Here is a 24,984-nt window from a genome sequence, read left to right on the forward strand (position 1 = left end):
ATTTGGGAATTTTATCAGCAGAGTAATTTTGGGAATCCCCCCCAGGGGCTTGTTAATACCCTGACAATTTGGTACATTAAACGTGACCTGTGAGGGACCTGATCTCCCTCACGTAAATAGAAAAGTGCGGAGGAATCAACGTGGAAAAACTTCTCGATGAAATCGAATCTTACTGGAGCACCCGTACAGAAGGGTACTCCGAAGTGAATCATAAAGAGCTTGCAGGAACGCAGAAAAACGCATGGCTTAAGGTGCTGACCAGTCAGTTTCCGGACAAACCCAAGGAAGAGATCCGTATCCTGGATATCGGAACAGGCCCCGGATTTTTTCCTGTGATCCTGGCAGAAGCCGGATATCATGTAGATGCAGTGGATTATACGGAAGGAATGCTGGAAAAGGCAAAGGAAAATGCAGGAGACCTTTGCCGGAATATCCGCTTTTTGAGGATGGATGCACAGAAGCTGGATTTTGAGGATAATACCTTTGACGTGGTCATTTCCCGAAATCTTACCTGGAATCTGGAGCATCCTGATGTTGCTTACAGAGAGTGGGTCCGTGTACTGAAGGTAGGAGGAAGACTTCTGAATTTTGATGCCAACTGGTACGGTTATCTTTATGAGGAAGAGCAGCGTAAGGCATACGAAAACGACCGGAAAAATGTGGAAAACAACAGCCTGGATGATCACTATCTCTGTACGGATATTGAGCGCATGGAGCGGATCGCCCTCCAGGTACCGCTGTCAAAGATCAGTCGTCCCCAGTGGGATGTAAAAACTCTCAGAGAAGCAGGACTTCTTGGGATCCGCACAGACACAGAAATATGGAAAACGGTCTGGAGTGAGGAGGAGAGATTAAATTATCAGTCCACACCAATGTTTATGGTAACTGGTGTAAAGCCGGATCATTTCCTGAATCTTCCGGTTGTGGCAGGAGAAAAAACAGAAGGCTTTCTCGAGCTCGGAGATGGAGAATTTGTCCTTCCTGCAACCATCATCCGTGGAAAAGATCCTGGAAAAACCGTTCTCGTCACAGCAGGTCTTCATGCAGGAGAGTATGTGGGGATCCAGACTCTGATCGAGCTGTCGAAGCGGCTGAAGCCGGAAAAGGTAAAGGGCCAGCTGGTTCTGGTAAAGGTGCTGAACCGGGAAGATTTTGAGAAGCGTGCAGGCAGCATCAGCTGGGAAGACGGAAAAAATCTGAACCGTGTTTTCCCTGGCAGAAAAGATGGCACAAAAATGGAACGACTGGCAGCGGCCATCACAGAATCCCTGATCCGGAAGGCAGATTATTATATCGATCTTCACGGCGGTGATGATTATGAGGAGCTGACTCCGTATGTATATTTTGCAGGCGTGGCAAAGCCGGAGATCGTGGAAGCTTCCCGAAAAATGGCAGAGCAGGTTGATGTCCCATATATGGTACAGTCAAATGTGAGTACAGGCGGCGCCTACAATTATGCGGCAAGTACCTTCCATATTCCGGCGGTCCTTTTGGAACGCGGCTGTATGGGAACCTGGGAACGGGAGGAAGTGGATTCCATGCGAAGAGATGTAAGAAATATCCTCTGCAGCATCGGAGCCTATAACGGAATCCGTTCCCACAGTACGTACTATCCGCTGAAAATGGATGATGTGCGTTATCAGTGCGCCAGTGTCAACGGTCTCTGGTATCCGGTGAAGAAACCAGGCGATATCGTTCATCAGGATGAGTATCTTGGAGAGATCCGTGATTATGAGGGAAATGTTCAGGAAATCTGTCGTGCAGATATGGATGGTGTGATCCTTTATCAGGTATCAAGCCTTCAGGTTGTGGAAGGCGGCCCTGTGATCACCTACGGAAATATCGTAAGAGAAAAAGACGAGCGGAAAACAAGGATCGCCCAGTACTGGACCAGGCGCAGCGACAGCTTTCTGGAACAGAGAAGAGCGGAACTTCACAGCGCCCTTGCAGGCAGATGGATGACCGAGCTTAAGAAGCACCTGCCGGAGAAAAAGAATCTCAGGATCCTGGATGTGGGATGCGGAACCGGATTTTTCACCATTCTTCTTGCAAAAGAAGGCCATCAGGTAACCGGAATCGACCTGACACCGGATATGATCACCCATGCAAAAGAGCTGGCTGAGGAAGAAAAAGCAGACTGCCGGTTTATGGTGATGGATGCAGAAGCTCCGGATTTTCCGGATGAGGAATTTGACGTGATCGTATCCCGGAATCTTACCTGGACACTTCCGGACGCGGAGCATGCTTATCAGGAATGGTTCCGCGTACTGAAACCGGGCGGAGTGATGATAAATCTGGATGCAAATTACGGGGCAGCAGACTTTGCGGACACTGCGGATCTTCCGGAGAATCATGCCCATCATCAGATTCAGGATGAACTGATGCAGGAATGTGAGGATATCAAGCGGCAGTTGCCTATCAGCTCTTTTCTGCGTCCGGCATGGGATCTGGAAACGCTGAGCCGTACAGGTGTGGAAGAATTTTCCTTTGATCTTGGTATCAGCAAACGTATTTATACAGAAAAAGACGAGTTTTATAATCCGACCCCGATGTTTTTGATCTTTGCGAAGAAACCGAGGTAGGAGCATGCTGAATATCAAACAGATCCAGTATTTTGCGGCCTGTGCCAAAACAGGCTCCTTCAGCCAGGCTGCAGAGCTGCTTTTTACCACGCAGTCAAATGTAAGCAAGGTAATCCGTTCCATGGAAGATGATATGCGTACCCAGCTGTTTGTCCGTCATGCAAAGGGCATAGAGCTGACACCGGAAGGAGAGCGTGCATATATCCATGTGCAGAGGATCCTGGAAAATATAGATGAACTGGAAATGCAGGCACAGCCACTTGCAAAAAGCAGCTTGTGTGTATGCTTTCATCCCAGCTCCTGGTTTGCGGATATCTTCGTAACGTATTATGAAGCACATAAGTGCGATGATCTTCATTATCAGGTTTACGCAGCAGATACCCATGAGATCATAAAACGTGTGAAAGGCAGACAGGATGATATGGGATTCGCCTATGTGATGCAGAATCAGCTGGCGGCGTTCCAGTATTTTCTTTCCCGGAATTACTTGGAATTTGAGCTGCTGACGGAAACCGAGGTAAATATTTATACCGGGAAAGGGAAAGCAGATACAGCAGATGAGGGAGATTTTAATATGTCCCAGCTCAGGCTGATCCAGAGATTTCCCGATGAATTTTCCCCGGATAATTACCGGAACCTTGTAGAGGAAAACGGTCATTCCGCAGTGGAGGCAGAGACTGTAGTCGTAACAAACAGTGATTATATCGTGGAACGTCTTCTTGGGTCCGGAGAGTTGTGTAATATCAGTGGTGCGGATCTTTCCGGCCGTGATCCGGGATATTCCTCCGTGAAATATACATTTCCGGGAGAAGGCCAGAAACTTGTTTACGGGTGCATCTGCCGGAGAGGTGAAGAGCTTAGTGAACAGGGAAAGGATTTTCTGGGATTCGTGAAGGAAAGACTTCAGATTTCCGGGAAGTGATAAAAGAATAAAGCAAAAGACCAGACGGGATTTTTCTGCACGGGACACAGGTTCCTGATACAGAAAAGTCCCGTTTTTTATATGGAATACACATCCATGCTAAAACCGACTGTCCAATATCCCCGTACCGGGGTTGTCCGAAAGCTGTTAAATGATAAAATAATATCAGCAGCACACTCCGCGTGCTGAATATAAAAACACTGTGATGCACATAACCTCCGCGCACTCCTATTTGTGCATACAAATGTTTTGTTGAATAATAACACGACCCTTTCAAAAGCAGTTATGGTTTTGGATGCCATAACTGCTTTTGAAATATGAACACAAATCGCTCCACGATTTGTGTTCATGAGCATGCAGCAGAGCGGAATACGAATGTCTGTCTGAACTGTAAAGGGCAGTGGGAAAGGAAAATTATGAACAAAGAAAATAAACTCGTCATCCGGATCCTGAAGCGGATCCTTCTGCTTGCTGTGGTTATGTTTCTGCTGTCTGTGGTGGTGTTCTGGCTGGCGAGACTGGCACCGGGAGATCCCCTGCAGTCCTTTTACGGAGATTCCCTGGAAATGATGACCAGCGAGGAAGTGGCTGCGGCCAGAACGAGACTGGGTCTGGATCAGGGGATCGGGGTGCAGTATGTAAGGTGGTTTACCAATGTAGTCCATGGTGATTTCGGATTGTCGCTGAAATACAGGCAGCCGGTTATGAATGTGATCAAACCGCTGATCGGAAATACTCTGGTGCTGGGAGGAATTGCTTATATTGTGATCTTTATACTGGCAGTTCTGATCGCCATATTCTGTACGCTCCATGAGGATCAGTGGATCGACCGGCTGATCTGCAAGATCGGAACAGCAGCCTATTATGTGCCGGCTTTCTGGCTTGGTGTGGTACTGATCCTGATCTTCAGTGTAAATCTTGGATGGTTCCCAAGCAGCGGTGCCTATGATGTGGGAATGGCAGATAGTATCGGCAATCGTATGAAGCATATGATCCTTCCGCTGGTAGTAATGATCTTCAGCCATCTCTGGTATTACGCATATATGATACGTAACAAATTTCTGGATGAGGTGCGGAAGGATTATGTACTTCTTGCCAGATCCAAGGGACTTTCCAAAAGAAAGATCCTGTGGAAGCATTGTCTTCGAAATGTAATGCCGACGATCGTGAGTATCATGGCAGTTTCGGTACCCCATGTAACCGGTGGGACTGTAACTGTGGAAGCTGTTTTCAATTATGCGGGAATTGGAAACCTTGCAGTGGAATCTGCAAAATATCATGATTATAATCTGCTGATGATCGATGTGCTGATCACGGGATTTATCGTATTTTTAAGCAGCTTTGTTGCACAGACTGTCAATGAAGAGATCGATCCAAGAATGAAGGATTCGGAGGTGAGGGTATGGTAGCTGACCGGAAGCTTTCAGAAGCTGAGCTTTTTCAGGTAGTTGGTGCCGGGTGGAAACAGCAAGGATCTGAAAAACGAAAAAAAACATTTCGGGAAAAGCTGAAGGGGAAACCGGTATTTTCCATGGTCCTGCTTTTTCTGATCGTTTTGGGCTGTGTATTTGCAAATGTTGTTGCAAATCATGATCCCTCAGGTTTTTATCTCCAGAATCTGAATACACCGCCGGGAAAGGAGTTTATCTTTGGAACGGATTCGCTTGGAAGAGATATTTATTCACTGATCTGGTATGGTGGACGGGTTTCTCTGGTGATCGGGCTTCTGGGAGCTGCGATCATTACTGTGATCGGTGTTACCTACGGATGCATCAGCGGAACAGCAGGTCCAAAGGTGGATTCAGTTCTGATGCGGTTTACGGAAATGTGCGGAAGTATTCCGACGCTTCTGCTGATCCTGATCCTGTCTGCGGTCCTTCAGGCCAATGATGTGATCAGCATATCTGTGATCATCGGTATTACCGGGTGGTTTGCACTGGCACGTATTGTAAGAAGTGAAGTGCGGCAGATAAGAAACAGTGATTATGTGATGTATGCAAGACTTTGCGGAGGAAGTTTTGGATATGTGATGTATCACCATCTGATACCGAATTTTGTTTCGGCGATCATGTTTGTGGTGATCTCTTCGATAAGCAGCTGTATTACCATGGAATCTACATTAAGTTTTCTTGGCCTCGGGCTTCCGGCAAATGTAGTCTCCTGGGGAAGTATGCTCTCACTGGCAAATAAAGCACTGATCATGAATACCTGGTGGGTGATCGTGATCCCGGGAGTTTTTCTGGTCATTACTTTAATGTGCATTACCAGTATGGGAAGCTTTGTGAGAAGTGAGGTAAATAACCATTACAGCAATCTCTGATGCAGTCAGAAAAAATATGTGGACGCAAACCGTGATAAAACATTCCGAAGTGTGGATAACCGGTTTGAAAATAAGGAAAGATGAGGAAAACAAAATGAAAAAGAGAACAGGAATCAACTATGGAAGAAAATATGCGGCGATAACACTGGCAGCAGTGACCGCAGCATGTACAGGAGCAGCTGCAGGCAGTGCGGTAACCGTAGCTGCGGCAGAAGAAAACAAAACTCTGGTATATGCAGGTGAGTCAGAAAGTACGATCAATCCCCTTCTGAATAACCATGATGAACTTCCGGATCTTATTTTTTCAGGACTGATGAAATATGATGCCAATGGAAAGCCGGTAGAGGATCTTGCAGAGAGCTATACCTTTGACAAGGATACCAATACCTATACTTTTAAGCTTCGAGATGGTGTTAAGTGGCATGATGGAGAAGATTTCAATGCAGAGGATGTTGTATACACCTATAAGGAGCTTACAGAGGATGAAACCCTGGGAGCCAGCATCACCAGCAACTATCAGGACATCACAAGTATTGAGGCACCGGATGATCAGACTGTGATCTTTACACTGGATCAATATGATGCTGCCATGCTGGATTACTTTACCATGGGAATCCTTCCTGAGCATCTTCTGGAAGGAGAGGACGTGAATACCACATCCTTTAACCAGAATCCGGTGGGAACAGGCCGTTATAAATTTGAAGACTGGGATGCTACCGGTGGAATGATCACACTGAAACGAAATGAAGATTATTACGGAAAGGTTCCGAATATTGAAACCGTTGTATATCGTACAGTATCGGATGAGACTACAAAGGCAACCATGCTCCAGTCCGGTGAGGCGGATCTTGCATGGCTGAATTCCAACTACGCTTCTCAGTTCAAGGATAAGGACGGATATAATTACTGGGAGTTCACCACAGCAGATTACCGTGGAGCAGCCATGGATATGAGCACAGATTTCTGGAAGGAAAACGGAGATTCTATCGGCGTTCTGAATTATGCGATGGATAAGGATTCCATTATTGCAGGTGTTCTTGCAGGACAGGGAGAGCCGGCATACAGCCCGATCCAGAGAAACCCTCTCGGAACAGATAAGGAAGCCAATATCTACTCCTATGATCTGGATACCTTTGCAAAGAAGATGGAAGAGCTGGGATGGAAAAAAGGTGATGATGGGATCTATGAGAGAAACGGACAGAAATTCCACTTTACCATACAGGTACGTGATTACGAAGAAGAGCGTGTGGATATTGCCAATGTCATGTCTGATATGCTGAAGCAGGCTGGTGTGGAAATGGAAGTAAAGCTTGTTACCAAATTTGACTGGGATGCAGGATACAATGGATTTCTTGCCGGCTATTCAACACAGTTTGACCCGGATATGGCATATGTAAACTTTATAACCGACGCAAGTGGAAACAACATGCATTATTCCAATGCAGATGTGGATAAATATCTTGAGGAAGGCCGTCACGGTGAGACTGAGGAAGCCAGAAAAGAAGCATATAGTGAATTCGAAAAGGCATATGCCAAGGCACCTGGAATCCTTCTGGTTGCTTATCTTCAGGGAGATTATGTAGGCGTTTCCGGACTTGACGGACTGGATACCACACGTGTTCTGGGACATCATTCCGTAGGTGTTATGTGGAATATTGAAGACTGGACCATTACAAAATAAGGAAAAGATCATGCAGGAAACCGTTTTGGAATTAAAAAACTATTCGGTAAGCTTTGACACACCGGACGGCGAGGTACAGGCCGTCCGGAATGTTGATCTCACGGTAAAAAAAGGAGAGATACTTTGTATCGTAGGTGAGTCCGGATGTGGAAAAACCGTTATGTGCCGTAGCGTGATGAAGCTTCTGCCACCGAATGCACATGTAAAAAGCGGAGAGATCAGTCTCTGCGGAGAGAATATCACAGCCTATAAAAGAAAAAAAATGGAAAAGCTGTGCGGAAGTAAGGTAAGCATGGTGTTCCAGGATCCTATGCTGACGCTGAATCCGACGATCCCTGTTGGCAAACAGATCACAGAGGCTATTATCAAAAATCAGAAAGTATCCGGGGATGAGGCGAAAAAAAGAGCTGTGGAAATGCTGAAGCTGGTAGGGATTCCGGATGCAGAACAGCGCTATGGACTGCAGCCTCATTTTTTTTCCGGAGGAATGCGTCAGCGTTGTGTGCTGGCTATTGCACTGGCCTGTGATCCGGAAATATTATTTGCCGATGAGGCGACTACGGCACTGGATGCAACCGTGGAAGCAAAGATTCTGGATCTGCTTCTTGAGCTGAGAGAAAAAACAGGGATCAGTATTGTGTTCATATCTCATGATCTGGGAGCTGTTGCAAGGATCGCAGACAGAGTTGCAGTTATGTATGCAGGAAAGATCATTGAGATCGGGACAGCGGAAGATGTTTATTATGATCCCCGGCATCCTTATACCTGGGGACTTCTGTCTTCTCTGCCTGTATTTGCAGGTGAAAAAGGGGAACTGAATCCGATTCCCGGAATGCCGCCCTCTCTTTTGGATCCTCCGCCGGGAGATGCGTTTGCCGTTCGAAATCCCCAGGCACTGGCAATCGATTATGAACAGACTCCTCCGATGTTTAAAGTCAGTGATACGCATTATGCCGCCACATGGCTTCTGGATGAAAGAGCTCCGAAAATAGAAAAGCCCTCCATTTTGAAGGACAGATTACAGGAAAATAGCGGCCGTAAACAGAAATCGGATAAAAAGGAAGCGTCATTTTTACAGAAAACAGAACAGAAACAGGCGCCTGTACTGATCGAAGCCAGAAATCTGAAGCAGCATTTCCGTATCCGTTCCGATTATACGATCCATGCAGTGGATGATGTTTCCTTCAGTATCCGGGAAGGTGAGATCATGGCACTGGTGGGAGAGACCGGCTGCGGAAAATCCACGACAGCCAGAACGCTTGCAGGAATCTACCGGCCTACAGGCGGGGAGATCTTTTATCAGGGAGCAAGAGTGCCGGATAAAAAGGATCCTTTCAGAATGCGGAAGAAAATGCAGACTGAGATCCAGATGATCTTTCAGGATTCGGGCGCTGCACTGAATCCCCGAATGAGCATACGGCAGATCATGCTGGAGCCTGTAAAGATCAGCCGCAGGATCCGTGACAGAGAAATGTTGGAGAACAGGCTTCGGGAAATCCTGAAGGAGACAGGACTGGATGAAAGCATTCTGTCGAAAAAGCCGGGAGAGCTTTCCGGCGGACAGAGACAGAGAGTTGCCATAGGAAGAAGCCTTCTCATGGAACCACGTCTTATCATTGCAGATGAACCCATCGCATCGTTGGACATTTCTATCCAGGCACAGATCGTCATGCTTTTTAAAAAGCTTCAGCAGGAAAAAAGATTTTCTTTTCTTTTTATTGCTCATGATCTGTCCATGGTACGTTTTTTAAGTGATACAACCGGTGTGATGAAAAACGGAAAGCTGGTAGAAATGGCACCTACAAAAGAGCTTTTTGAAAATCCGCAGCATCCTTATACACAGTCCCTGCTTTCTGCGATCCATATCCCGGATCCGCTGGAAGAGAGAAAACGGAGGCTGATCGAGTATGAAGAGCCACAGTCTCTTGGAGAGGGCTGGAAAGAATTATCCGTATGTCACTGTGTGAGAATATAAGAACATGATGGAATACATATGCATGACAAAATGGAATATGTAAAATCCCCCCGCCGGGGTTGTGGCAGAACAGCCGTGTTGTTAAACTTTTGTTATTCGAAATACTGAGAAACAAAGTGCGGAGAGGAAAATATGGGAAAATATATAATAAAACGGTTGCTGCAGCTGATCCCGGTCCTGATCGGGATCACATTTCTTTCTTTTGCCATGATGCGGCTTGCCGGCGGAGATGCAGTAACTTATATGTATGAAAATGCAGGCTCTGCAGTATCTCAGGAGGTCATTGATAAGGCAAAGGCAGAATATGGCCTTGATAAACCATTCCTTGTACAATATGCTGCCTGGTTTGCAGGAATGGTAACCGGAGATATGGGAGAGAGCTATGTGTCTCACAGAGATGTCTATGAAACCTTTATTTCAAAGCTTCCGGCAACGATGATGCTGACTCTGTCATCGATCCTTTTTACAATTGTTCTTGCAATCCCGTTGGGAATCCTGTCAGCAGTAAAGCACAACAAATGGGTAGATTATCTGATAAGATTTTTAAGCTTTATCGGCAATTCCATGCCGAATTTTTTTGCTGCCATGGTCCTGATGTATTTTCTGTCCATCAGGCTGGGCGTTTTACCGGTAGTCACAAATACAGATCTCGGACAGAGTATCATTCTGCCAACACTGACACTGGCAATCTCCATGGCTGCAAAATATACCAGACAGGTGCGTGCCACGGTTCTGGAAGAACTGAATAAGGATTATGTGACCGGAGCCCGGGCAAGAGGGATCCGCAGTCGTGTGATCATCTGGAAGAGTGTAATGAAGGCTTCCATGCTGACGATCATCACACTGCTGGCTCTGTCCATCGGCAATCTTCTGGGAGGAACTGCCATTGTGGAAAATATCTTTATGTGGGATGGTGTCGGAAAACTGGCGGTAGATGCGATCACCATGCGTGACTATCCGATCATCCAGGCTTATGTGGCCTGGATGGCGGTTATTTATGTTCTGGTAAATCTGGTGACAGATATTATTTACCACTATCTGGATCCGAGAGTACGACTTGGAGGTGACAGAGCATGAGTGGAAAAAATAATATCACAGTCCGGAAGCAGAAGATCCGGAAAAATCATACAAAAGCAAAGCTTGTCTTTTTTCTTGTGCTCACAGCATTGCTTCTGTTTGTAGCGGCATTTGCAAAATATCTCTGCCCTTATGATCCTTATGCCCAGGATCTGGCACTTGCCCAGAAACCGCCGGGACTGGAGCATCTGCTCGGGACAGACCGTTATGGAAGAGATATGCTTTCCCGTGTGATCATAGGAAGTACGACCAGTATTTATGCAACGCTGCTCTTGGTTGCGGTGATCACTGTGGCGGGAACGGCTATTGGTATTTTCTGTGGCTGGAAGGGCGGCAAAGCAGATACCATTCTGATGCGTATCTCCGATCTGTTCCTGGCTTTTCCGGGACTGGTATTTGCCCTGGCAGTAGCAGGTGTTCTGGGAGGCGGTATCCAGAATGCGATCATTGCCCTGGAAGTGATCAGCTGGCCGAAGTTTGCAAGACTTGCCAGAGGGCTTACTCTGACTCAGAAGGACTCCGCATATCTTATGGCGGCGAAGCTTTCCGGAAGCAGTACAGGAAAGCTTCTGTTCAAACATATTCTTCCCAATATCGCAGGCCCCATCCTTGTTACGTCAGTTCTTGATATCGGAACCATGATGATGGAGCTGGCAGGACTTTCCTTTCTCGGGCTTGGGGTAAAGCCTCCAATGGCAGAATGGGGAAGTATGATCAACGATGGAAGAAGTATGCTGCAGATTTCACCGTGGATGGTACTTGCGCCGGGAATGGCGATTTTTATTACAGTAATGATCTTTAATCTTCTGGGAGATACGATCCGGGATTATATGGATCCGAAGGAACGAAACAGGAGAAGAGGATAACAGGCACTTATAAATAAGCATAACACAGAAAGTGAGAGCGGAGATTATGAAGAAAAAGATTCTGGCAGCAGTGCTTGCAGCGGCAATGGTCATGAGCATGACAGGAGTTTCGGCAGCAGCAAAAAGCAAAGAAAAGAGTGAAGGAACTACCTTTGTTTATGGAACTACCGGATATAGTGAAGAAATGGGAGATGCAGGATTAAACCCTCACGACAATTATTCCGGATGGAGCTGTCTTCGTTATGGCGTAGGAGAAACACTGTTTAAGTACAATGACAACATGGAGGTAGAGCCATGGCTTGCTACAGACTATGAATTTACAGACGATAATACAGTAAAGATCACCCTTCGTGATGGTGTGAAATTTTCCAGCGGAAGAACCATGGACGGAGAAGCGGTAAAGGAATGCCTGGAGGATCTGATCGCAAACCATGACCGTGCACCTTACGATATGAAGATCGACAAGATCGAAGCAGATGGAATGACAGTAACGATCCATACTTCCGAACCATGTCCGGCACTGATCAATTATCTCGGTGATCCATATGGTGCTATCATTGATATGGATTATGGCGTACAGGGAGAGGGCGGCTCTGCAAATGTGGCAGGAACAGGCCCTTATGTTGCAACAGAGGTATCTCCAACAGAGATTAAGCTGGTAAAAAATGAGGATTACTGGGGCGGAGATGTAAAGGTAGACAACGTTATCGTAAAATCCTTCTCAGACGGAAGTGCCCTGACAGCAGCATTACAGACAGGCGATATACAGGGAACCTATGGACTTCAGTATGATAACTATGCGCTTTTTGACGGAAATCCGGACTATCAGATCAGCTCTGTAGCAACAAGCCGATGTTTCTTCGGACAGTTTAATATGAAGTCTGAACTGATGCAGGATCAGAATGTGAGAAAAGCCATTGAGATGGGAATCGATAAGGACGGCTTCTGCAGTGTGATCATGGAAGGACGAGGTGTTCCGGCAGTGGGAGCCTTCCCAAGCAGCTTTTCCTATGGAAACGATGCAGTAAAGGCACCGTCCTATGATCCGGAAGAGGCGAAAAAGCTTCTGGAAGAATCCGGATGGACAGATACGGATGGAGATGGCTATGCAGATAAGGACGGAAAGAAGCTGTCCATCACATGGCTGACCTATCCGACCCGTCTGGAACAGCCTAAGCTTGCAGAATATGCACAGTCCACTTTAAAGGACATCGGAATTGAGGTCGATGTCAACAATACAGCAGACCATGCGACGTATGCAAAGAATGGAGAATTTGATGTATATGTAAGCTCGCTTACAACGGCACCTACCGGTGATCCGGAATATTTCTTCACAAGTACAGTTGTATCTGATGCTGCCAAAAATTATGGCAAATACAGCAATTCAGATCTTGATGATATCGTAGCGAAGCTGCATGAGACCTTTGATACAGATGAGAGAGGCAAGCTTGCTGTGGAAGCACAGCAGACCATTCTGGATGATGATGCGTATTTCTTTGTTTCTCATTTGAATATGGGACTTGTGTCAAAGTCAAATGTGTCAGGGCTGACTGCTCACCCATGTGATTATTACGAGATCACGGCAGATCTGGAAGTGAAATAAGATGGAATCATTGTTGAAGCTTGAGCATGTGACGATCTGTTACAACGGAGAACTGGTTGTACATGATGTGGATCTGGAACTGAATAAAGGGGAGATCCTGGGGGTGGTAGGTGAATCCGGAAGCGGAAAAAGTACCATCATCAAGGCAATCATGGGACTTCTGGGAAATGAAGGCATGGTAACAGAAGGGGATATCTGGTACAAGGGAAAAAATGTGGTGGATATGCCGGAAAAAGAATTACGCAGACTTCTGGGTCCTGAGATCGCCATGGTCTTTCAGGATTCAGGAGCAGCCCTTTGTCCCATCCGTACCGTGGGCGATCAGATTTATGAGAGTATGCGGGAGCATGAAAGGATCAGTCGTAAAGAGTGTGCGGAGCGCGCCGTCCGGATGACGGCTAAGATTGGCCTCAAGGATGGGGAACGTGTTTTGCAAAGCTATCCATTTGAATTGTCCGGCGGTATGAATCAGCGTGTGGGAATCTGTATTTCCATGCTGCAGAATCCGTCGCTTCTTCTGGCAGATGAGCCTACCAGTGCCCTGGATGTAACCATACAGAAACAGGTAGTTGAGGAAATGCTGCTGATGCGTAAGGAATACGGAACAGCCATGATCGTTGTCACACACAACATCGGTGTGGTGGAAAAAATGGCAGATAAGGTTCTGGTACTGAAAAACGGAAAGGTGAGGGAATACGGAAAAACAGCTCAGATTCTGACAGCTCCGGAGGATCCTTATACAAAAGAGCTTATGAGTTCGGTACCTCGTCTGAAACGTACAGGCACCGGAAATGGAGGCAGATGATGACAGAAAACAAAAACATTCTGGAAGTACATCATTTGAAAAAAAGCTTCACCACCGGTAAAAAATCCTTCACGGCTGTAGAAGACGTAAGCTTTTCTCTGAAAACGGGGGAGGTATTAGGAATCGTAGGTGAATCCGGCTCAGGAAAAAGCACTGTGGCGAAGATGATCACACATCTGACAGAACCCACCGCCGGAGAAATTTTTCTCATGGAAAGGGATATCACACATGCAAGGGGAAAAAATCTCCGGGAAATCTACCGGGAAATGCAGATGATTTTTCAGACACCGGCAGAATCCTTTGACCCCAGATGCACTCTTGGGGACGGAATCGGGGAAAGTCTCCGGAATATGGGGATAAGTAAGAAGGAAACCAGGAACCGTGTGGAAAAGCTTCTGCTTACCTGCGGACTGACTCCGGAATATGCAGATCGGTATCCCCATCAGGTCAGCGGAGGGGAGTGCCAGAGAGCGGCTATTGCCAGAGCCCTGGCTGTGGAACCCAGAGTGCTGATCTGTGATGAAGCAACCAGCGCCCTGGATGTGACTGTGCAGAAACAGATCATGGAGCTGCTTCAGAAGTTAAAAAAAGAAAACCAGCTGTCCTTTCTTTTTATCTGCCATGACCTGGCCCTTGTCCAGCTGTTCTGCGACCGGGTGATCGTGATGCATGACGGACATGTGGAAGAGGAAGGGACACCGGAAGAGATCATTGAGCATCCGAAGACAGAGTATACGGAGCAGCTGATCCGGTCAGTGCTGTGATAATGACAGATAAAAACAAAAGAACGAAGCCCTCAGTAGTGCGAATACTGAGGGCTTTTTTGCAGGTTACACGTTGACGCATTTTCCCTCACCCGATATAATTAAAAAAGAATCGAAACCGGATGAAAACGGAATAAATATAGAGGAGAACACAAAAAATGGCAGAAAATTTACAGATCAGACTGGCAGATCCTGGTGAGGCGGACCGTCTGGCAGAGATCGAGGCAATCTGTTTTCCACCTGCGGAGGCAGCAAGTCATGAGGAAGTTGTGAAGCGTATGGGAGCATTCCAGGAGAATTTCGTTGTAGCAGTAAAGGATGAGCAAATCGTAGGCTTTATCAACGGAGGAACCACAGATAAACCAGTACTCCCGGATGAATTTTATCATGATATCACGCTTCACAGAAAGGACGGGGAGATCCAGACGGTATTCGGACTGAATGTGATCCCGGAATACCGTCATCAGGGGATCGCAGGAGAGCTTGTGGAATATTTCAAGGAGCTTGCGAAAGAGCGCGGAAAAAAAGCCCTGATCCTTACCTGCAAGGAGCATATGATCCCATTCTATGAGTGCCACGGACTGAAGAAGCTGGGTGTGGCAGATTCCTGTCATGGCGGAGCAACCTGGTATGATATGCAGATCTGGTTCTGAGAAATGAAGACAGTAACAGAAGAAAAAAGAAGAGTCAGCTGCAGAAACAAAGGTCAGCTGAATAAGAAACCAGAGGAAAAATAAATGAGAATACGAATGTACAATGTGGGATTCGGAGACTGTTTCTGTATCCGTGACAGAAAAAGCAGCCTGCTTGTGGATTTCGGGGCAGCCAACAGCAAGATCGAAGGGCGGCCACGGAGAGAGGTCTTTGATGTGATCATCTCAGACCTTACCACTATCCGCAAAAAAAATCTGCTTCTGACACATTTTCATCCGGACCATGTTTCCGGATTGCTTTATATGATGCGTTACCGAAGAGATGCCTATGAATTTGAAAAGATCTATCTTCCGGATGTATTTTCCGGTCCGGAAATGAAATACACACTGGCGCTTCTGCTCCTTGCGGATGTGACAAAAAAGGCCAGTCTTCCCGGAAGACGTGTCAGCCTTTTTGCCCTTGCAGAAGCTCTTTGCGCCAGAAGGGTAAAGATCGACCTTTTATCCAGAGGCTCAGAGTTTGAGGGGAAATATACAGCGCTCTGGCCGGATCTCAGTGAAGTCAGCCGGGAAACGGAGGACGTATTTAATTCCCTGATCGAGAATCATGAAAACGCAATGACCGAGCTTGTGAACATTGCGGAGGAGGTACGTCAGCTGTTCCTGTCCATGACAGAGGAGATGCCGGAAGCAGAGCAGAAATCTGCTCCACTGTCTGAGGCATCTTTGGTGGAAGAGGATACAGATGGATCCGAGCGCTCTTTGACAGGACAGACAGAGCCTGGTGGGGAAAACGAAGGATATACGCAGGAGAAGCTGGAGCTTATAATGGAAGATACAGGCGCAGCAGCTGAGGATACAGCAGAGGCTCCGGAAGAAGCCGAAAAAGAGAGAGCACGTCGCCTTAAACCGGAAAAGCTGGAAAAGAAATTCCGTGAATTACAGGCAACCGGAGAATTTCAGGCACTTCTGGAAAGTGCGGAAAAACAGGGGCATTTTCTGCGTCAGTTCCGCCACAAGATCAGTCTGGCATTTCAGAATACCGGCGACGGCGAGCTGAATCTTCTGTTTACCGGAGATGTACAGCCACAGTACATGAGGATGATCGCAGAAAACTATGATGGCAGGATTCCCCTTCATGAGCATTACTGGTGTATTAAGGTACCACATCATGGTACGGAATCCCATTTCTTTGATTTCAGCAGCTTCTCCCCGGAGAATATGATGATCCCCAACGGAGCCTACTACGACAACAGCAAGAAGAAATCCAAGAATCAGCGCACTTCCATGCAGTACGGCGGTTTATTTTATATTAATGATGCGCATATGTATTGTTCCAACTGTGACTGCTGTGACAGCTATGAGAACGGATGCTCCTGCAGGGAGTATGATGTGATATCACCGGCTTATTATAAAGATATCTGATCATGTTACAGATGGATTTCTGGTGAGTTATATACGATCCGGTCATTCAGGCAGACAAAGAAGACGGTAATTTCTTTGTTTGCGTTTTTGTTAAAAAAGACAGGATGTACATGTGGACAGAGGAAAAGATGATACAGGAGGAAAAATTTTGAAACAGATCGCAGACCTGCACATACATTCCAGATATTCCATGGCAACCAGTAAAGATGGCACGCCGGAGATGCTGGATCTCTGGGCGCGGAAAAAAGGGATCACACTCCTTGGAACCGGAGATATGACACATCCCATCTGGCGGCAGGAGCTGAAGGATAAGCTGATCCCTGCGGAACAGGGACTGTTCCGGCTGAAAGAGGAATATGTTTTGCCGGAGGCGTCACGCTATCCTGGAAAAGCACCCAGGTTCGTACTGTCCGGTGAGATCAGTTCCATCTATAAAAAAGGCGGAAAAACCAGGAAGGTGCACAGCCTGATCCTGCTTCCGGGATTCAATGAGGCAGATGCTTTTGCCGCAAGGCTGGAAAAGATCGGAAATATCCATTCAGACGGACGTCCTATTTTGGGGCTGCCCTGTCATGATCTTCTGGAAATGATGCTGGAGGTCAGTGAGGAGGGTATCTATATCCCCGCGCATATCTGGACCCCACATTTTTCTCTGTTCGGGGCGAAGTCCGGATTTGATACCATAGAAGAATGCTTTGAAGAACTGACACCTTACATCCATGCCCTGGAGACAGGACTTTCTTCAGATCCGGCGATGAACTGGCAGATCTCGGCGCTGGATGGCTATCAGCTGGTGTCCCATTCGGATGCACATTCACCGTCGAAGCTGGGAAGGGAAGCGGATCTTCTGGATATAGAGCTTTCCTATCAGGGACTTTGGAATGCAGTGCAGAAAGGTAAGGGGCTTGAAGGGACGATTGAATTTTTTCCGGAAGAAGGAAAATATCATTTTGACGGGCATCGGAAGTGCGGCGTGTGCCTGAGTCCGAAAGAGGCAGAGAGGTATAACGGTATTTGCCCGGTCTGCGGAAAGAAGCTGACCATGGGTGTGGATCACAGGATCCTGCAGTTATCAGATCGTGACGAGAGTTCAGTGGCCATGCCGGAAAGCGGCCGTCCTTATGAAAGCCTGATGCCGCTACCGGAGGTGATCTCCGCCTGCGTGGGATTTTCCACGGCAAGCAAAAAAGTTCAGGGACAGTACGAGGCGCTGCTTGAAAGACTGGGTGCGGAATTTACCATATTGAGAGAGGTTCCGCCGGAAGATATCCGAAAAGCCGGCGGAGAAGTTCTGGCGGAAGGCATCCGGCGGCTCCGTGCAGGAGAAGTGGTGCGGAAACCGGGATCTGACGGAGAATATGGAAAAATAGAATTGTTTTAACCGAATCAGGTAAGTCCTCTGCGGGGGTGCGAATATCGGCTTGATCCAATTAAGAAAATTTCTGAAATGGTGTGAAAAGAAGCAGCTGTTAAATATTTATGTATTGTGAAGAGTATTGCCGGTCATAGCGTGAACTGCAAAAGGTAAAAGGCGATAATGATAAAGGATTGGAGCAGGATAGAGATCATGAAAGAAAAAATCGGCATCATATCAGACACTCACGGCCTTCTGCGGCCGGAGGTACTGGAAATCTTAAAAGACTGCAAATACATTCTTCATGCCGGAGATGTCAATAAAGACGAGATCCTGGATGTACTGCGTTCCATGGGAAATCTCTATGTGGTCCGTGGAAATAATGATAAAGACTGGGCGGAAAATCTCCGCACCAGTCTAAGCTTTACCATTGGCGGCGTGAAATTTTTTATGGTCCATAACAAAAAAGACGCTGCGTGGGAGCTGGGGGACACACAGGTGGTCATTTTCGGACATACTCACAAATATTTTGAGAAGATGATCGATGGCAGACTGTGGCTGAATCCGGGAAGCTGTGGAAGAAGCCGCTTTGGCGGAGAGGTTACCATGGCGGTGATGACTGTGGAGGATGGCAAATATCAGGTGGAAAAAATCATTTTGGCGGAAAATTTCAGGAAATAATCATAACCCTGTTTATAGATCCTTTTATGCAGATCCGTTTCTGTAGATTACTGGAATACGCTGATGCATAAAAGGATTTTTTGTATTTTATTGGATACAATCCTTGTAATTTTGGATTTGTAGCGTATAATTAAAAAACGTTTAAAACAAAAGTGGTCTTACCACTTTTGAAAAATTCGTTTGAGCGCAGAATTTGAACGCAGCTGCGTTCATGAGTATGCAGTAAAGCAAAATGTGAATATGCGCTTTACATGAATCAGGAGGGATGCAACATGAAGCATGTGCAGCAGTTCAGCATCATCCTGTTGATTTCCGTCATTGGAGAATTACTGAAAACTTTTCTTCCACTTCCGGTACCGGCCAGTGTCTATGGATTGATCATTATGCTGGTGGCTTTGCTCACAGGTATTCTGAAGCTGGATCAGGTCAAAGGTGCGGCAGATTTTCTGGTTGAGATCATGCCGGTGATGTTTGTGCCGGCTGGTGCGGGACTGATCACAGCCTGGAGTACTCTGAAACCGATCTGTGTACCGGTTCTCATCATGACGTTTATCAGCACGGTGATCGTAATGGTCGTAACAGGAAAAGTAACACAGGGAGTGATCCGTATGGGAAAGAGAGGAACTGAAAAATGATGGAATTCATAAAAAACTCCGCATTTTTCGGAGCAATGATAAGTCTGATCGCCTATGAGATCGGTCTGATCCTGAAAAAGAAGTTTAAAATGGCAATCTTTAATCCGCTTTTGATCTCGATCATCTGTGTTATCGGTGTTCTTTTGATCTTCCATATTGATTATGATGATTACAATGAAGGTGGAAAATATATCAGCTATCTGCTGACCCCGGCAACAGTCTGTCTGGCAGTGCCCCTTTATGAGCAGATCCATCTGCTGAAAAAAAATCTCAAGGCAGTGGTTGCCGGGATCTTTTCCGGAACGCTGGCCGGGCTTTGCAGCATTCTGCTTATGGCGAAATTGTTTGGCTTTGATCATCAGGAATATGTCACCATGCTTCCGAAGTCTATCACAACTGCTATCGGAATGGGTGTTTCCGAGGAGCTTGGCGGTATCGTGACCATCACCGTTGCCGTGATCATCATCACAGGAGTTCTGGGAAATATGATTGCAGAGGTTGTCTACAAGATCGCAAAGATCGAGGAGCCGATCGCAAGAGGCCTTGGACTTGGAACATCTGCCCATGCCATCGGAACTGCCAAAGCCATGGAGCTTGGCCCGGTAGAAGGAGCTATGAGCAGCCTTGCCATTGCCGTAGCCGGATTGCTTACGGTTGTAGGAGCGTCTGTGTTTGCGGGAATGATGTAAAAGCAGATATCATAGGATTTCAAATGCCCTTTCAAAGTGTTACATTTTACAAGTCTGTCGTTTACGGCAGGCTTTTTTTGTGGATTTTAAAGACGAACATATTTTTGTATAAAATAAACAAATGTTCGGAAAAACCATATTTGTACCGTTTTATTGGACTAAAAATGAGCTATAATGCAAACATACAGAAAATATGTTTGGAAAATATGTTCGATAAATCGTGAGACGAACATAGGACAGGGAGGATGGATCTTATGTGGAATACAGAGAGCAGCAGGAAGGCAGTATTGGCAGAAGGAAGATATGTGGAAGCTGAGAGAGGACATTGCGGCAGACAGAAGCTTTCCTCAGGAATGGCAATGGTACTGGGCGCACTTCTTACAATGGAGATCATGCTTGGCGGGGCGATGCTGTTTAATTTTGATTTCCGCGGAGCAGATATCGTTGCTGTTGTATTGTCATTCATGGTATTATATTTTGCAGTGGTAGCATCACTGACAGACAAGTAGCAGAACGGAGGAGAAAGGATGCCAAGGGTCTTTAACCAGAAGATTAAAATTTTATATCTGATGCGCATTTTTCTGGAGCAGACGGACGAAGAGCATCCGATGTCCGTGAAGGAGCTGATCGCCTATCTGAATAGTCTGGGGATCAGTGCAGAGCGTAAGACTGTCTATGATGATATTGAAACCCTGCGGAATTTTGGAATGGATATCCTGAACCGTCGGGAGCACCCGGCCGGTTTTTATCTTGCCAGTCGGGAATTTGAGCTTCCGGAGCTGAGACTTCTGGTGGATGCAGTACAGTCCTCCAGATGTATCACCAATGGGAAATCCCGACAGCTGATCAGGAAGCTGGAGAGCCTTGCCAGTGTTTATGAGTCCAGACAGCTGCGGCGACAGGGATTTGCAGAGAACCGTATCCGGACTATAAATGAGAATGTGTATTACAGTATTGATATGATCCAGCGTGCATTAACTGAGGACAGGCAGATTTCTTTTCAATATTGTGAATGGACTGTGGAGAAGAAGCTGCGTCCGGAGAATGAGGGAGAACGATATTCGGTCAGTCCCTGGGGACTTGTATGGCAGAATGAGGAGTATTATCTGATCACTTACGATGAGAAGTGTGGAAGGGTTAAGCAGTATCAGGTAGATAAGCTCCAGCAGATCCGTATAGAGAAGGAGGTGCGACGCGGCAGAGAATTTTTTGAGAATTATGATATAGGGGAGCTGACATTCAGGACCTTCGGGATGTTTGGCAGCAGAGAAGTAACCATATGTCTGGAAGCACATAACCGCTTGGTCGGGGTGGTGCTGGATCGGTTTGGCAGAGATATTATGATACACAGGAAGGATCCTGAACATTTCAAAACACTGGTTCGTGTAAATATCAGTGACCAGTTCTTTGGCTGGATAGCCAGTCTTGGCCCGGATGCGGTGATCGCGTCACCGGATGAGGTTCGCGATAAGTACCGGGAATTTCTTGAGAAAAGTCTTTCTAATTACAAATGATAAATATATGATAAAGAAAATCTGTATATAATAAAGATTCAGGAAAATTCACTCCTGAGTCTGCAGGTTTTCAACAGAAATAATATATAAAAAAATAAATGAAAACAGACAAAAATGAGAAAAATCATATAATAGCTGCATCTGAAATATAAAAATAATATAGATAGCATATATAAAAAAGATAATAGACATCGCGATGCTTAAGTGCTATAATGCTTTCGACTCTTAGGAGGGAATAAATTTTGCCATTTCAGGCAGATTACGGACGGTGAAGATATGACTGTAAAAGCAAGAATGCTGAAGCTTCTGGAGCAGCACGAGAATGAACTGATATCCGGAGAGGCGGCAGCAGCAGAACTAAACTGCACACGGGCAGCCATCTGGAAAGCTGTGAAATCCCTTCGTGAAGAGGGATATACCATAGAAGCTGGACCAAACAAAGGCTATGTGCTTCGAGGAGGCAGCCGTTTATCGGAAGAAGGAATACGGCTTTACCTCGATCATCCGGATGTCCCTGTAAAAATATACAGAGAACTGGATTCTACAAACCGGGCAGCCAAGGAGACTGCATTTTCAGGAGAAGCAGGTCATGGTGCACTGATACTGGCGCGCAGACAGAAAAGCGGAAGAGGCCGAAGAGGCCGAAGTTTTTATTCTCCTGAAAATGCAGGACTTTATATGAGTATCGTTCTAAGACCTGACCGAACTCTGAAGGAAGGACTCCTGATCACTACAGCGGCGGCAACTGCAGTGTGCCGTGCAGTGAAGAAAATCTGCGGGATCGACCTTGGGATCAAATGGGTCAATGATCTGTATTTTCATAATAAGAAAGTGTGTGGGATACTGACAGAGGCTGTTACAGACTTTGAAAGCGGGAACATTGAGTTTGCAGTTGTAGGAATTGGTTTGAATCTGTATATGCCGGAAGATGGGTTTCCTGAAGATATACAGGAAACGGCTGGAGCATTATTTGAAAACAGGAATGACGCAGAGCATATAAACTGCAGTATTCTTGTGGCGGAGATCGTCAATCAGCTTCTCATGGAAGTGGAGACTCCGGGACTTTCCAGAGAATATACAGAAAATAATATCATTCCTGGAAACATGATCGTGATCACAGACGGACAGTGTACAAGGGAAGCTTATGCAGAATCCATAGCACCAGATGGAAGGCTTCTTGTGAGAGAACAGGATGGTTCAGAAACCCTGCTTTCTTATGGAGAAGTATCTGTACGCAGGAAGTCGGATCAAGGTTAATTGAAATGAATTGTATATTTTGTATAAAAAACAGATCCTTTTTTGTGCAAAACAGGCAAAAATAATATTGACATTCTGGAAATGCGGAGTAAAATAAAGTCAACTACAAGGCGTGGTCATACCAATTATAAAAAGATACGATCAGCGCCAAGAGAAAAGGAGGGAGAAAAACGGGAGATTTATCAAGTACACTGGCAGAAGAACTAAACAGTAAGACAGCCTTTACCATTCCGGCGTTTGGTGGAATACCAATTGCAGAATGCGTGGTAGTCACATGGGTCATCATGGCAGTTCTTGTGATTCTGTCTCTGATCTTAGTTCGGAATCTCAGTGTGGAAAATCCGGGTAAGAAGCAGCTGCTTCTGGAGACCGGGGTAAGTTTTCTTCAGGATTTCTTCATGGGTATCCTTGGAGAAGAAGGCAAACAGTATGTGCCTTATTTGATGTCAACCGTAATTTACATCGGAATAGCCAATATCGCAGGCGTATTTGGTTTTACACCACCAACGAAGGACATGAATGTTACCATTGCGCTGGCGCTGATGAGCATTATTCTGATCGAGTATGCAGGCTTTCATAAAAGGGGACTGAAGGGTTTCCTGAAAAGCTTTGCGGAGCCGGTTCCGATCATGCTTCCGATCAACATTCTGGAAATAGCGATCAGACCTACATCTCTCTGCATGCGGTTGTTCGGTAATGTTCTGGGAAGCTTCGTAGTTATGAAGCTGCTGGAGTTTGTTTGTCCGGCCATTCTTCCCATACCATTCAGCCTGTATTTTGATTTCTTCGACGGATTCATACAGGCGTATGTATTTGTATTCTTAACATCCTTGTTCATTAAGGAAGCAATTGAGTAGTGAAGCGGAAGATTCGCTTGATCTAAAAATGAAAAAAATTGTATTTTACAGGAGGAAAAAACTATGTTAATCGCAATTGGTGCAGCTATCGCAGTTCTTACAGGTATTGGAGCAGGTATTGGTATCGGTCTTGCAACATCTAAAGCAGTAGAAGCTATCGCAAGACAGCCAGAGGCAGAGAGCAAGATCAGTAAAGCGCTTCTTCTTGGATGTGCTCTTGCAGAGGCAACAGCTATTTACGGTTTCGTAATCGGTCTTCTGATCATCATCATGCTTGGCTAATAGGTAAAGACGAGATACTAATTCAGGATTAAGAGAGGCAGGTGGACCAGGTGATTAAAATTGATATCAACCTTGTCTTTACTATTATAAACCTGATCGTTCTTTATCTTTTAATGAAGAAGTTCCTTTTCGGCCCGATCATTGGTGTTATGGAGAAGAGAAAAGCTATGATCGATGAGCAGTTTGCTTCAGCAGAGAAGACAACTACTGAAGCAAACCAGCTGAAAGGACAGTATGAGGATGCACTGAAATCTGCGAAGGAGGAATCCTTCAGTATTGTAGAGCAGGCTAAGGACGAGGCAAAAGTACAGGCAGACAGCATCGTGAAGAGAGCTAATGATCAGGCTGGTCAGATTCTTGAGAAAGCAAGAAGAGATATCAGCACTGAGCAGGAAGCTGCTATGAAAGCGATGGAAGGCAAAGTGGCTGAGCTGGCAATGGATGCAGCATCCAGAATCATGGGAAAAAAGAACGACGAAGCACAGGATATGTCCCTATATGACCAGTTTTTAGAAGGAGCAGGTGATCCTCATGACAGAGACGTCCATTAATTATGCAAAAGCATTATACGGTCTTTCTGTCCCGGGGGAGGCAATCTGCGAAACAGGAAGGATTTTTAAGAATACACCTGAGATAGGTAAGATGCTTGAAAATCCACTTGTTTCCCTCAAAGAAAAAGAACAGGTAATAGAGCGGGTTTTTCCGCAGGAAATGAAGAGTTTTCTTAAAGTAACGTGTAAGTATCAGAAGATTGACAGAATCGGAGAGATCCTTGAAGCTTATGATGCTTACAGCCGGGAACAGAAAGGAATTCTCAAGGCAGAGCTTCTTTATGTAACACGTCCTGCCGAAGAGCAGGAAAATAAGATGAAGGAGTTTCTCCGTAGCCAGTTTTCTGCCAGAGAAGTGGAACTTACCCTTACAGAGGATAAAAGCCTTGTAGGTGGATTTGTTCTCAGGGCAGGAGATCGTGAGTACGACTGGAGCCTCATCGGACGTTATAAGAAACTGAAACAGAAATTAACCCGGAGGTGAAATTGAA

The 24,984-nt window shown here is 46.0% G+C and carries 23 protein-coding genes and 1 pseudogene; all 24 read left to right on the plus strand.

What is annotated here, in order from left to right; translation table 11 throughout:
- Positions 1-140: 140 nt before the first annotated feature.
- The 24 genes and pseudogenes from NQ489_RS03060 (at position 141) to atpH (ending at position 24,977) form a co-directional block, all read left to right on the plus strand.
- On the plus strand, positions 141-2,582 hold the full coding sequence (locus NQ489_RS03060) for a methyltransferase domain-containing protein (RefSeq protein ID WP_021652790.1): 2,442 nt from the start codon (positions 141-143) through the stop codon (positions 2,580-2,582).
- Between the two features lie 4 nt (positions 2,583-2,586).
- Entirely contained in the window at positions 2,587-3,504 is a 918-nt protein-coding gene (locus NQ489_RS03065) for a LysR family transcriptional regulator (protein WP_021652791.1), read from the plus strand.
- Positions 3,505-3,920: 416 nt separating this feature from the next.
- Entirely contained in the window at positions 3,921-4,913 is a 993-nt protein-coding gene (locus NQ489_RS03070) for an ABC transporter permease (protein ID WP_022427159.1), read from the plus strand.
- Positions 4,907-5,824, plus strand: coding sequence for an ABC transporter permease (locus NQ489_RS03075; RefSeq protein ID WP_021652794.1), 918 nt, complete (start codon positions 4,907-4,909; stop codon positions 5,822-5,824). The genes NQ489_RS03070 and NQ489_RS03075 overlap by 7 nt, the downstream gene beginning before the upstream one ends.
- A 94-nt stretch (positions 5,825-5,918) precedes the next feature.
- Positions 5,919-7,505, plus strand: a complete 1,587-nt coding sequence (locus tag NQ489_RS03080) for an ABC transporter substrate-binding protein (protein WP_049947027.1) — start codon at positions 5,919-5,921, stop codon at positions 7,503-7,505.
- A gap of 10 nt (positions 7,506-7,515) precedes the next feature.
- The gene (locus tag NQ489_RS17605) at positions 7,516-9,480 is read left to right on the plus strand and encodes a dipeptide ABC transporter ATP-binding protein (protein WP_084449195.1); all 1,965 of its coding nucleotides are present in this window, start codon (positions 7,516-7,518) and stop codon (positions 9,478-9,480) included.
- A gap of 132 nt (positions 9,481-9,612) precedes the next feature.
- Complete coding sequence (nikB, locus tag NQ489_RS03095; RefSeq protein WP_021652797.1) at positions 9,613-10,557, plus strand: nickel ABC transporter permease; 945 nt, start codon at positions 9,613-9,615, stop codon at positions 10,555-10,557.
- Positions 10,554-11,423 carry a nickel transporter permease gene (gene nikC, locus NQ489_RS03100; RefSeq protein ID WP_021652798.1) on the plus strand — a complete coding sequence of 290 codons (870 nt, stop codon included), beginning with the start codon at positions 10,554-10,556 and terminating at the stop codon, positions 11,421-11,423. Before nikB ends, nikC begins: the two co-directional genes overlap by 4 nt.
- A 46-nt stretch (positions 11,424-11,469) precedes the next feature.
- Positions 11,470-13,026, plus strand: a complete 1,557-nt coding sequence (locus NQ489_RS03105) for an ABC transporter substrate-binding protein (protein WP_021652799.1) — start codon at positions 11,470-11,472, stop codon at positions 13,024-13,026.
- Between the two features lies 1 nt (position 13,027).
- Entirely contained in the window at positions 13,028-13,831 is an 804-nt protein-coding gene (locus NQ489_RS03110) for an ABC transporter ATP-binding protein (RefSeq protein WP_021652800.1), read from the plus strand.
- Complete coding sequence (locus NQ489_RS03115; protein ID WP_044962277.1) at positions 13,831-14,595, plus strand: ABC transporter ATP-binding protein; 765 nt, start codon at positions 13,831-13,833, stop codon at positions 14,593-14,595. Before NQ489_RS03110 ends, NQ489_RS03115 begins: the two co-directional genes overlap by 1 nt.
- Before the next feature lie 158 nt (positions 14,596-14,753).
- The gene (locus tag NQ489_RS03120; protein WP_021652802.1) at positions 14,754-15,248 is read left to right on the plus strand and encodes a GNAT family N-acetyltransferase; all 495 of its coding nucleotides are present in this window, start codon (positions 14,754-14,756) and stop codon (positions 15,246-15,248) included.
- A gap of 84 nt (positions 15,249-15,332) precedes the next feature.
- Entirely contained in the window at positions 15,333-16,673 is a 1,341-nt protein-coding gene (locus NQ489_RS03125; protein WP_227945582.1) for an MBL fold metallo-hydrolase, read from the plus strand.
- A 190-nt stretch (positions 16,674-16,863) separates the two neighbouring features.
- Positions 16,864-18,051 (plus strand): annotated as a pseudogene (locus NQ489_RS03130) (endonuclease Q family protein); the annotation flags it as partial.
- A 189-nt stretch (positions 18,052-18,240) separates the two neighbouring features.
- Positions 18,241-18,708 (plus strand): metallophosphoesterase family protein, encoded by a 468-nt coding sequence (locus NQ489_RS03135; RefSeq protein ID WP_044962278.1) that lies wholly within the window; start codon positions 18,241-18,243, stop codon positions 18,706-18,708.
- A gap of 272 nt (positions 18,709-18,980) precedes the next feature.
- Positions 18,981-19,343 (plus strand): CidA/LrgA family protein, encoded by a 363-nt coding sequence (locus tag NQ489_RS03140; RefSeq protein WP_015525571.1) that lies wholly within the window; start codon positions 18,981-18,983, stop codon positions 19,341-19,343.
- Positions 19,340-20,032, plus strand: coding sequence for an LrgB family protein (locus NQ489_RS03145; RefSeq protein WP_021652807.1), 693 nt, complete (start codon positions 19,340-19,342; stop codon positions 20,030-20,032). Before NQ489_RS03140 ends, NQ489_RS03145 begins: the two co-directional genes overlap by 4 nt.
- 254 nt (positions 20,033-20,286) lie before the next feature.
- Positions 20,287-20,541, plus strand: coding sequence for a hypothetical protein (locus NQ489_RS03150; protein ID WP_015525575.1), 255 nt, complete (start codon positions 20,287-20,289; stop codon positions 20,539-20,541).
- Between the two features lie 18 nt (positions 20,542-20,559).
- Positions 20,560-21,546: a helix-turn-helix transcriptional regulator gene (locus NQ489_RS03155; protein ID WP_021652810.1), complete on the plus strand. Its 987-nt coding sequence runs from the start codon at positions 20,560-20,562 to the stop codon at positions 21,544-21,546.
- Positions 21,547-21,822: 276 nt separating this feature from the next.
- Complete coding sequence (locus tag NQ489_RS03160; RefSeq protein WP_021652812.1) at positions 21,823-22,803, plus strand: biotin--[acetyl-CoA-carboxylase] ligase; 981 nt, start codon at positions 21,823-21,825, stop codon at positions 22,801-22,803.
- A 227-nt stretch (positions 22,804-23,030) separates the two neighbouring features.
- Positions 23,031-23,660: a F0F1 ATP synthase subunit A gene (locus NQ489_RS03165; protein ID WP_326929029.1), complete on the plus strand. Its 630-nt coding sequence runs from the start codon at positions 23,031-23,033 to the stop codon at positions 23,658-23,660.
- 63 nt (positions 23,661-23,723) lie between these two features.
- Positions 23,724-23,942, plus strand: coding sequence for an ATP synthase F0 subunit C (atpE, locus tag NQ489_RS03170; protein WP_021652814.1), 219 nt, complete (start codon positions 23,724-23,726; stop codon positions 23,940-23,942).
- Between the two features lie 50 nt (positions 23,943-23,992).
- Positions 23,993-24,493: a F0F1 ATP synthase subunit B gene (gene atpF, locus NQ489_RS03175; RefSeq protein ID WP_022427145.1), complete on the plus strand. Its 501-nt coding sequence runs from the start codon at positions 23,993-23,995 to the stop codon at positions 24,491-24,493.
- Positions 24,474-24,977: an ATP synthase F1 subunit delta gene (atpH, locus tag NQ489_RS03180; RefSeq protein WP_015525579.1), complete on the plus strand. Its 504-nt coding sequence runs from the start codon at positions 24,474-24,476 to the stop codon at positions 24,975-24,977. The genes atpF and atpH overlap by 20 nt, the downstream gene beginning before the upstream one ends.
- Positions 24,978-24,984 lie beyond the last annotated feature (7 nt).

This window comes from Blautia sp. KLE_1732_HM_1032 (assembly GCF_025147905.1).
Lineage (GTDB): Bacteria > Bacillota > Clostridia > Lachnospirales > Lachnospiraceae > Blautia_A > Blautia_A fusiformis.

Bases quoted from the DNA above. Each gene is read 5' to 3' on its own strand.
- NQ489_RS03080 (WP_049947027.1), top strand. From the start codon at position 5,919: ATGAAAAAGAGAACAGGAATCAACTATGGAAGAAAATATGCGGCGATA.
- NQ489_RS03075 (WP_021652794.1), top strand. From the start codon at position 4,907: ATGGTAGCTGACCGGAAGCTTTCAGAAGCTGAGCTTTTTCAGGTAGTT.
- NQ489_RS03110 (WP_021652800.1), top strand. From the start codon at position 13,028: ATGGAATCATTGTTGAAGCTTGAGCATGTGACGATCTGTTACAACGGA.
- NQ489_RS03070 (WP_022427159.1), top strand. From the start codon at position 3,921: ATGAACAAAGAAAATAAACTCGTCATCCGGATCCTGAAGCGGATCCTT.
- NQ489_RS03125 (WP_227945582.1), top strand. From the start codon at position 15,333: ATGAGAATACGAATGTACAATGTGGGATTCGGAGACTGTTTCTGTATC.
- NQ489_RS03065 (WP_021652791.1), top strand. From the start codon at position 2,587: ATGCTGAATATCAAACAGATCCAGTATTTTGCGGCCTGTGCCAAAACA.
- nikC (WP_021652798.1), top strand. From the start codon at position 10,554: ATGAGTGGAAAAAATAATATCACAGTCCGGAAGCAGAAGATCCGGAAA.
- atpE (WP_021652814.1), top strand. From the start codon at position 23,724: ATGTTAATCGCAATTGGTGCAGCTATCGCAGTTCTTACAGGTATTGGA.
- NQ489_RS03140 (WP_015525571.1), top strand. From the start codon at position 18,981: ATGAAGCATGTGCAGCAGTTCAGCATCATCCTGTTGATTTCCGTCATT.
- NQ489_RS03105 (WP_021652799.1), top strand. From the start codon at position 11,470: ATGAAGAAAAAGATTCTGGCAGCAGTGCTTGCAGCGGCAATGGTCATG.
- NQ489_RS03150 (WP_015525575.1), top strand. From the start codon at position 20,287: ATGTGGAATACAGAGAGCAGCAGGAAGGCAGTATTGGCAGAAGGAAGA.
- NQ489_RS03160 (WP_021652812.1), top strand. From the start codon at position 21,823: ATGACTGTAAAAGCAAGAATGCTGAAGCTTCTGGAGCAGCACGAGAAT.
- NQ489_RS03155 (WP_021652810.1), top strand. From the start codon at position 20,560: ATGCCAAGGGTCTTTAACCAGAAGATTAAAATTTTATATCTGATGCGC.
- NQ489_RS17605 (WP_084449195.1), top strand. From the start codon at position 7,516: ATGCAGGAAACCGTTTTGGAATTAAAAAACTATTCGGTAAGCTTTGAC.
- NQ489_RS03135 (WP_044962278.1), top strand. From the start codon at position 18,241: ATGAAAGAAAAAATCGGCATCATATCAGACACTCACGGCCTTCTGCGG.
- atpH (WP_015525579.1), top strand. From the start codon at position 24,474: ATGACAGAGACGTCCATTAATTATGCAAAAGCATTATACGGTCTTTCT.
- NQ489_RS03115 (WP_044962277.1), top strand. From the start codon at position 13,831: ATGACAGAAAACAAAAACATTCTGGAAGTACATCATTTGAAAAAAAGC.
- NQ489_RS03120 (WP_021652802.1), top strand. From the start codon at position 14,754: ATGGCAGAAAATTTACAGATCAGACTGGCAGATCCTGGTGAGGCGGAC.
- NQ489_RS03145 (WP_021652807.1), top strand. From the start codon at position 19,340: ATGATGGAATTCATAAAAAACTCCGCATTTTTCGGAGCAATGATAAGT.
- nikB (WP_021652797.1), top strand. From the start codon at position 9,613: ATGGGAAAATATATAATAAAACGGTTGCTGCAGCTGATCCCGGTCCTG.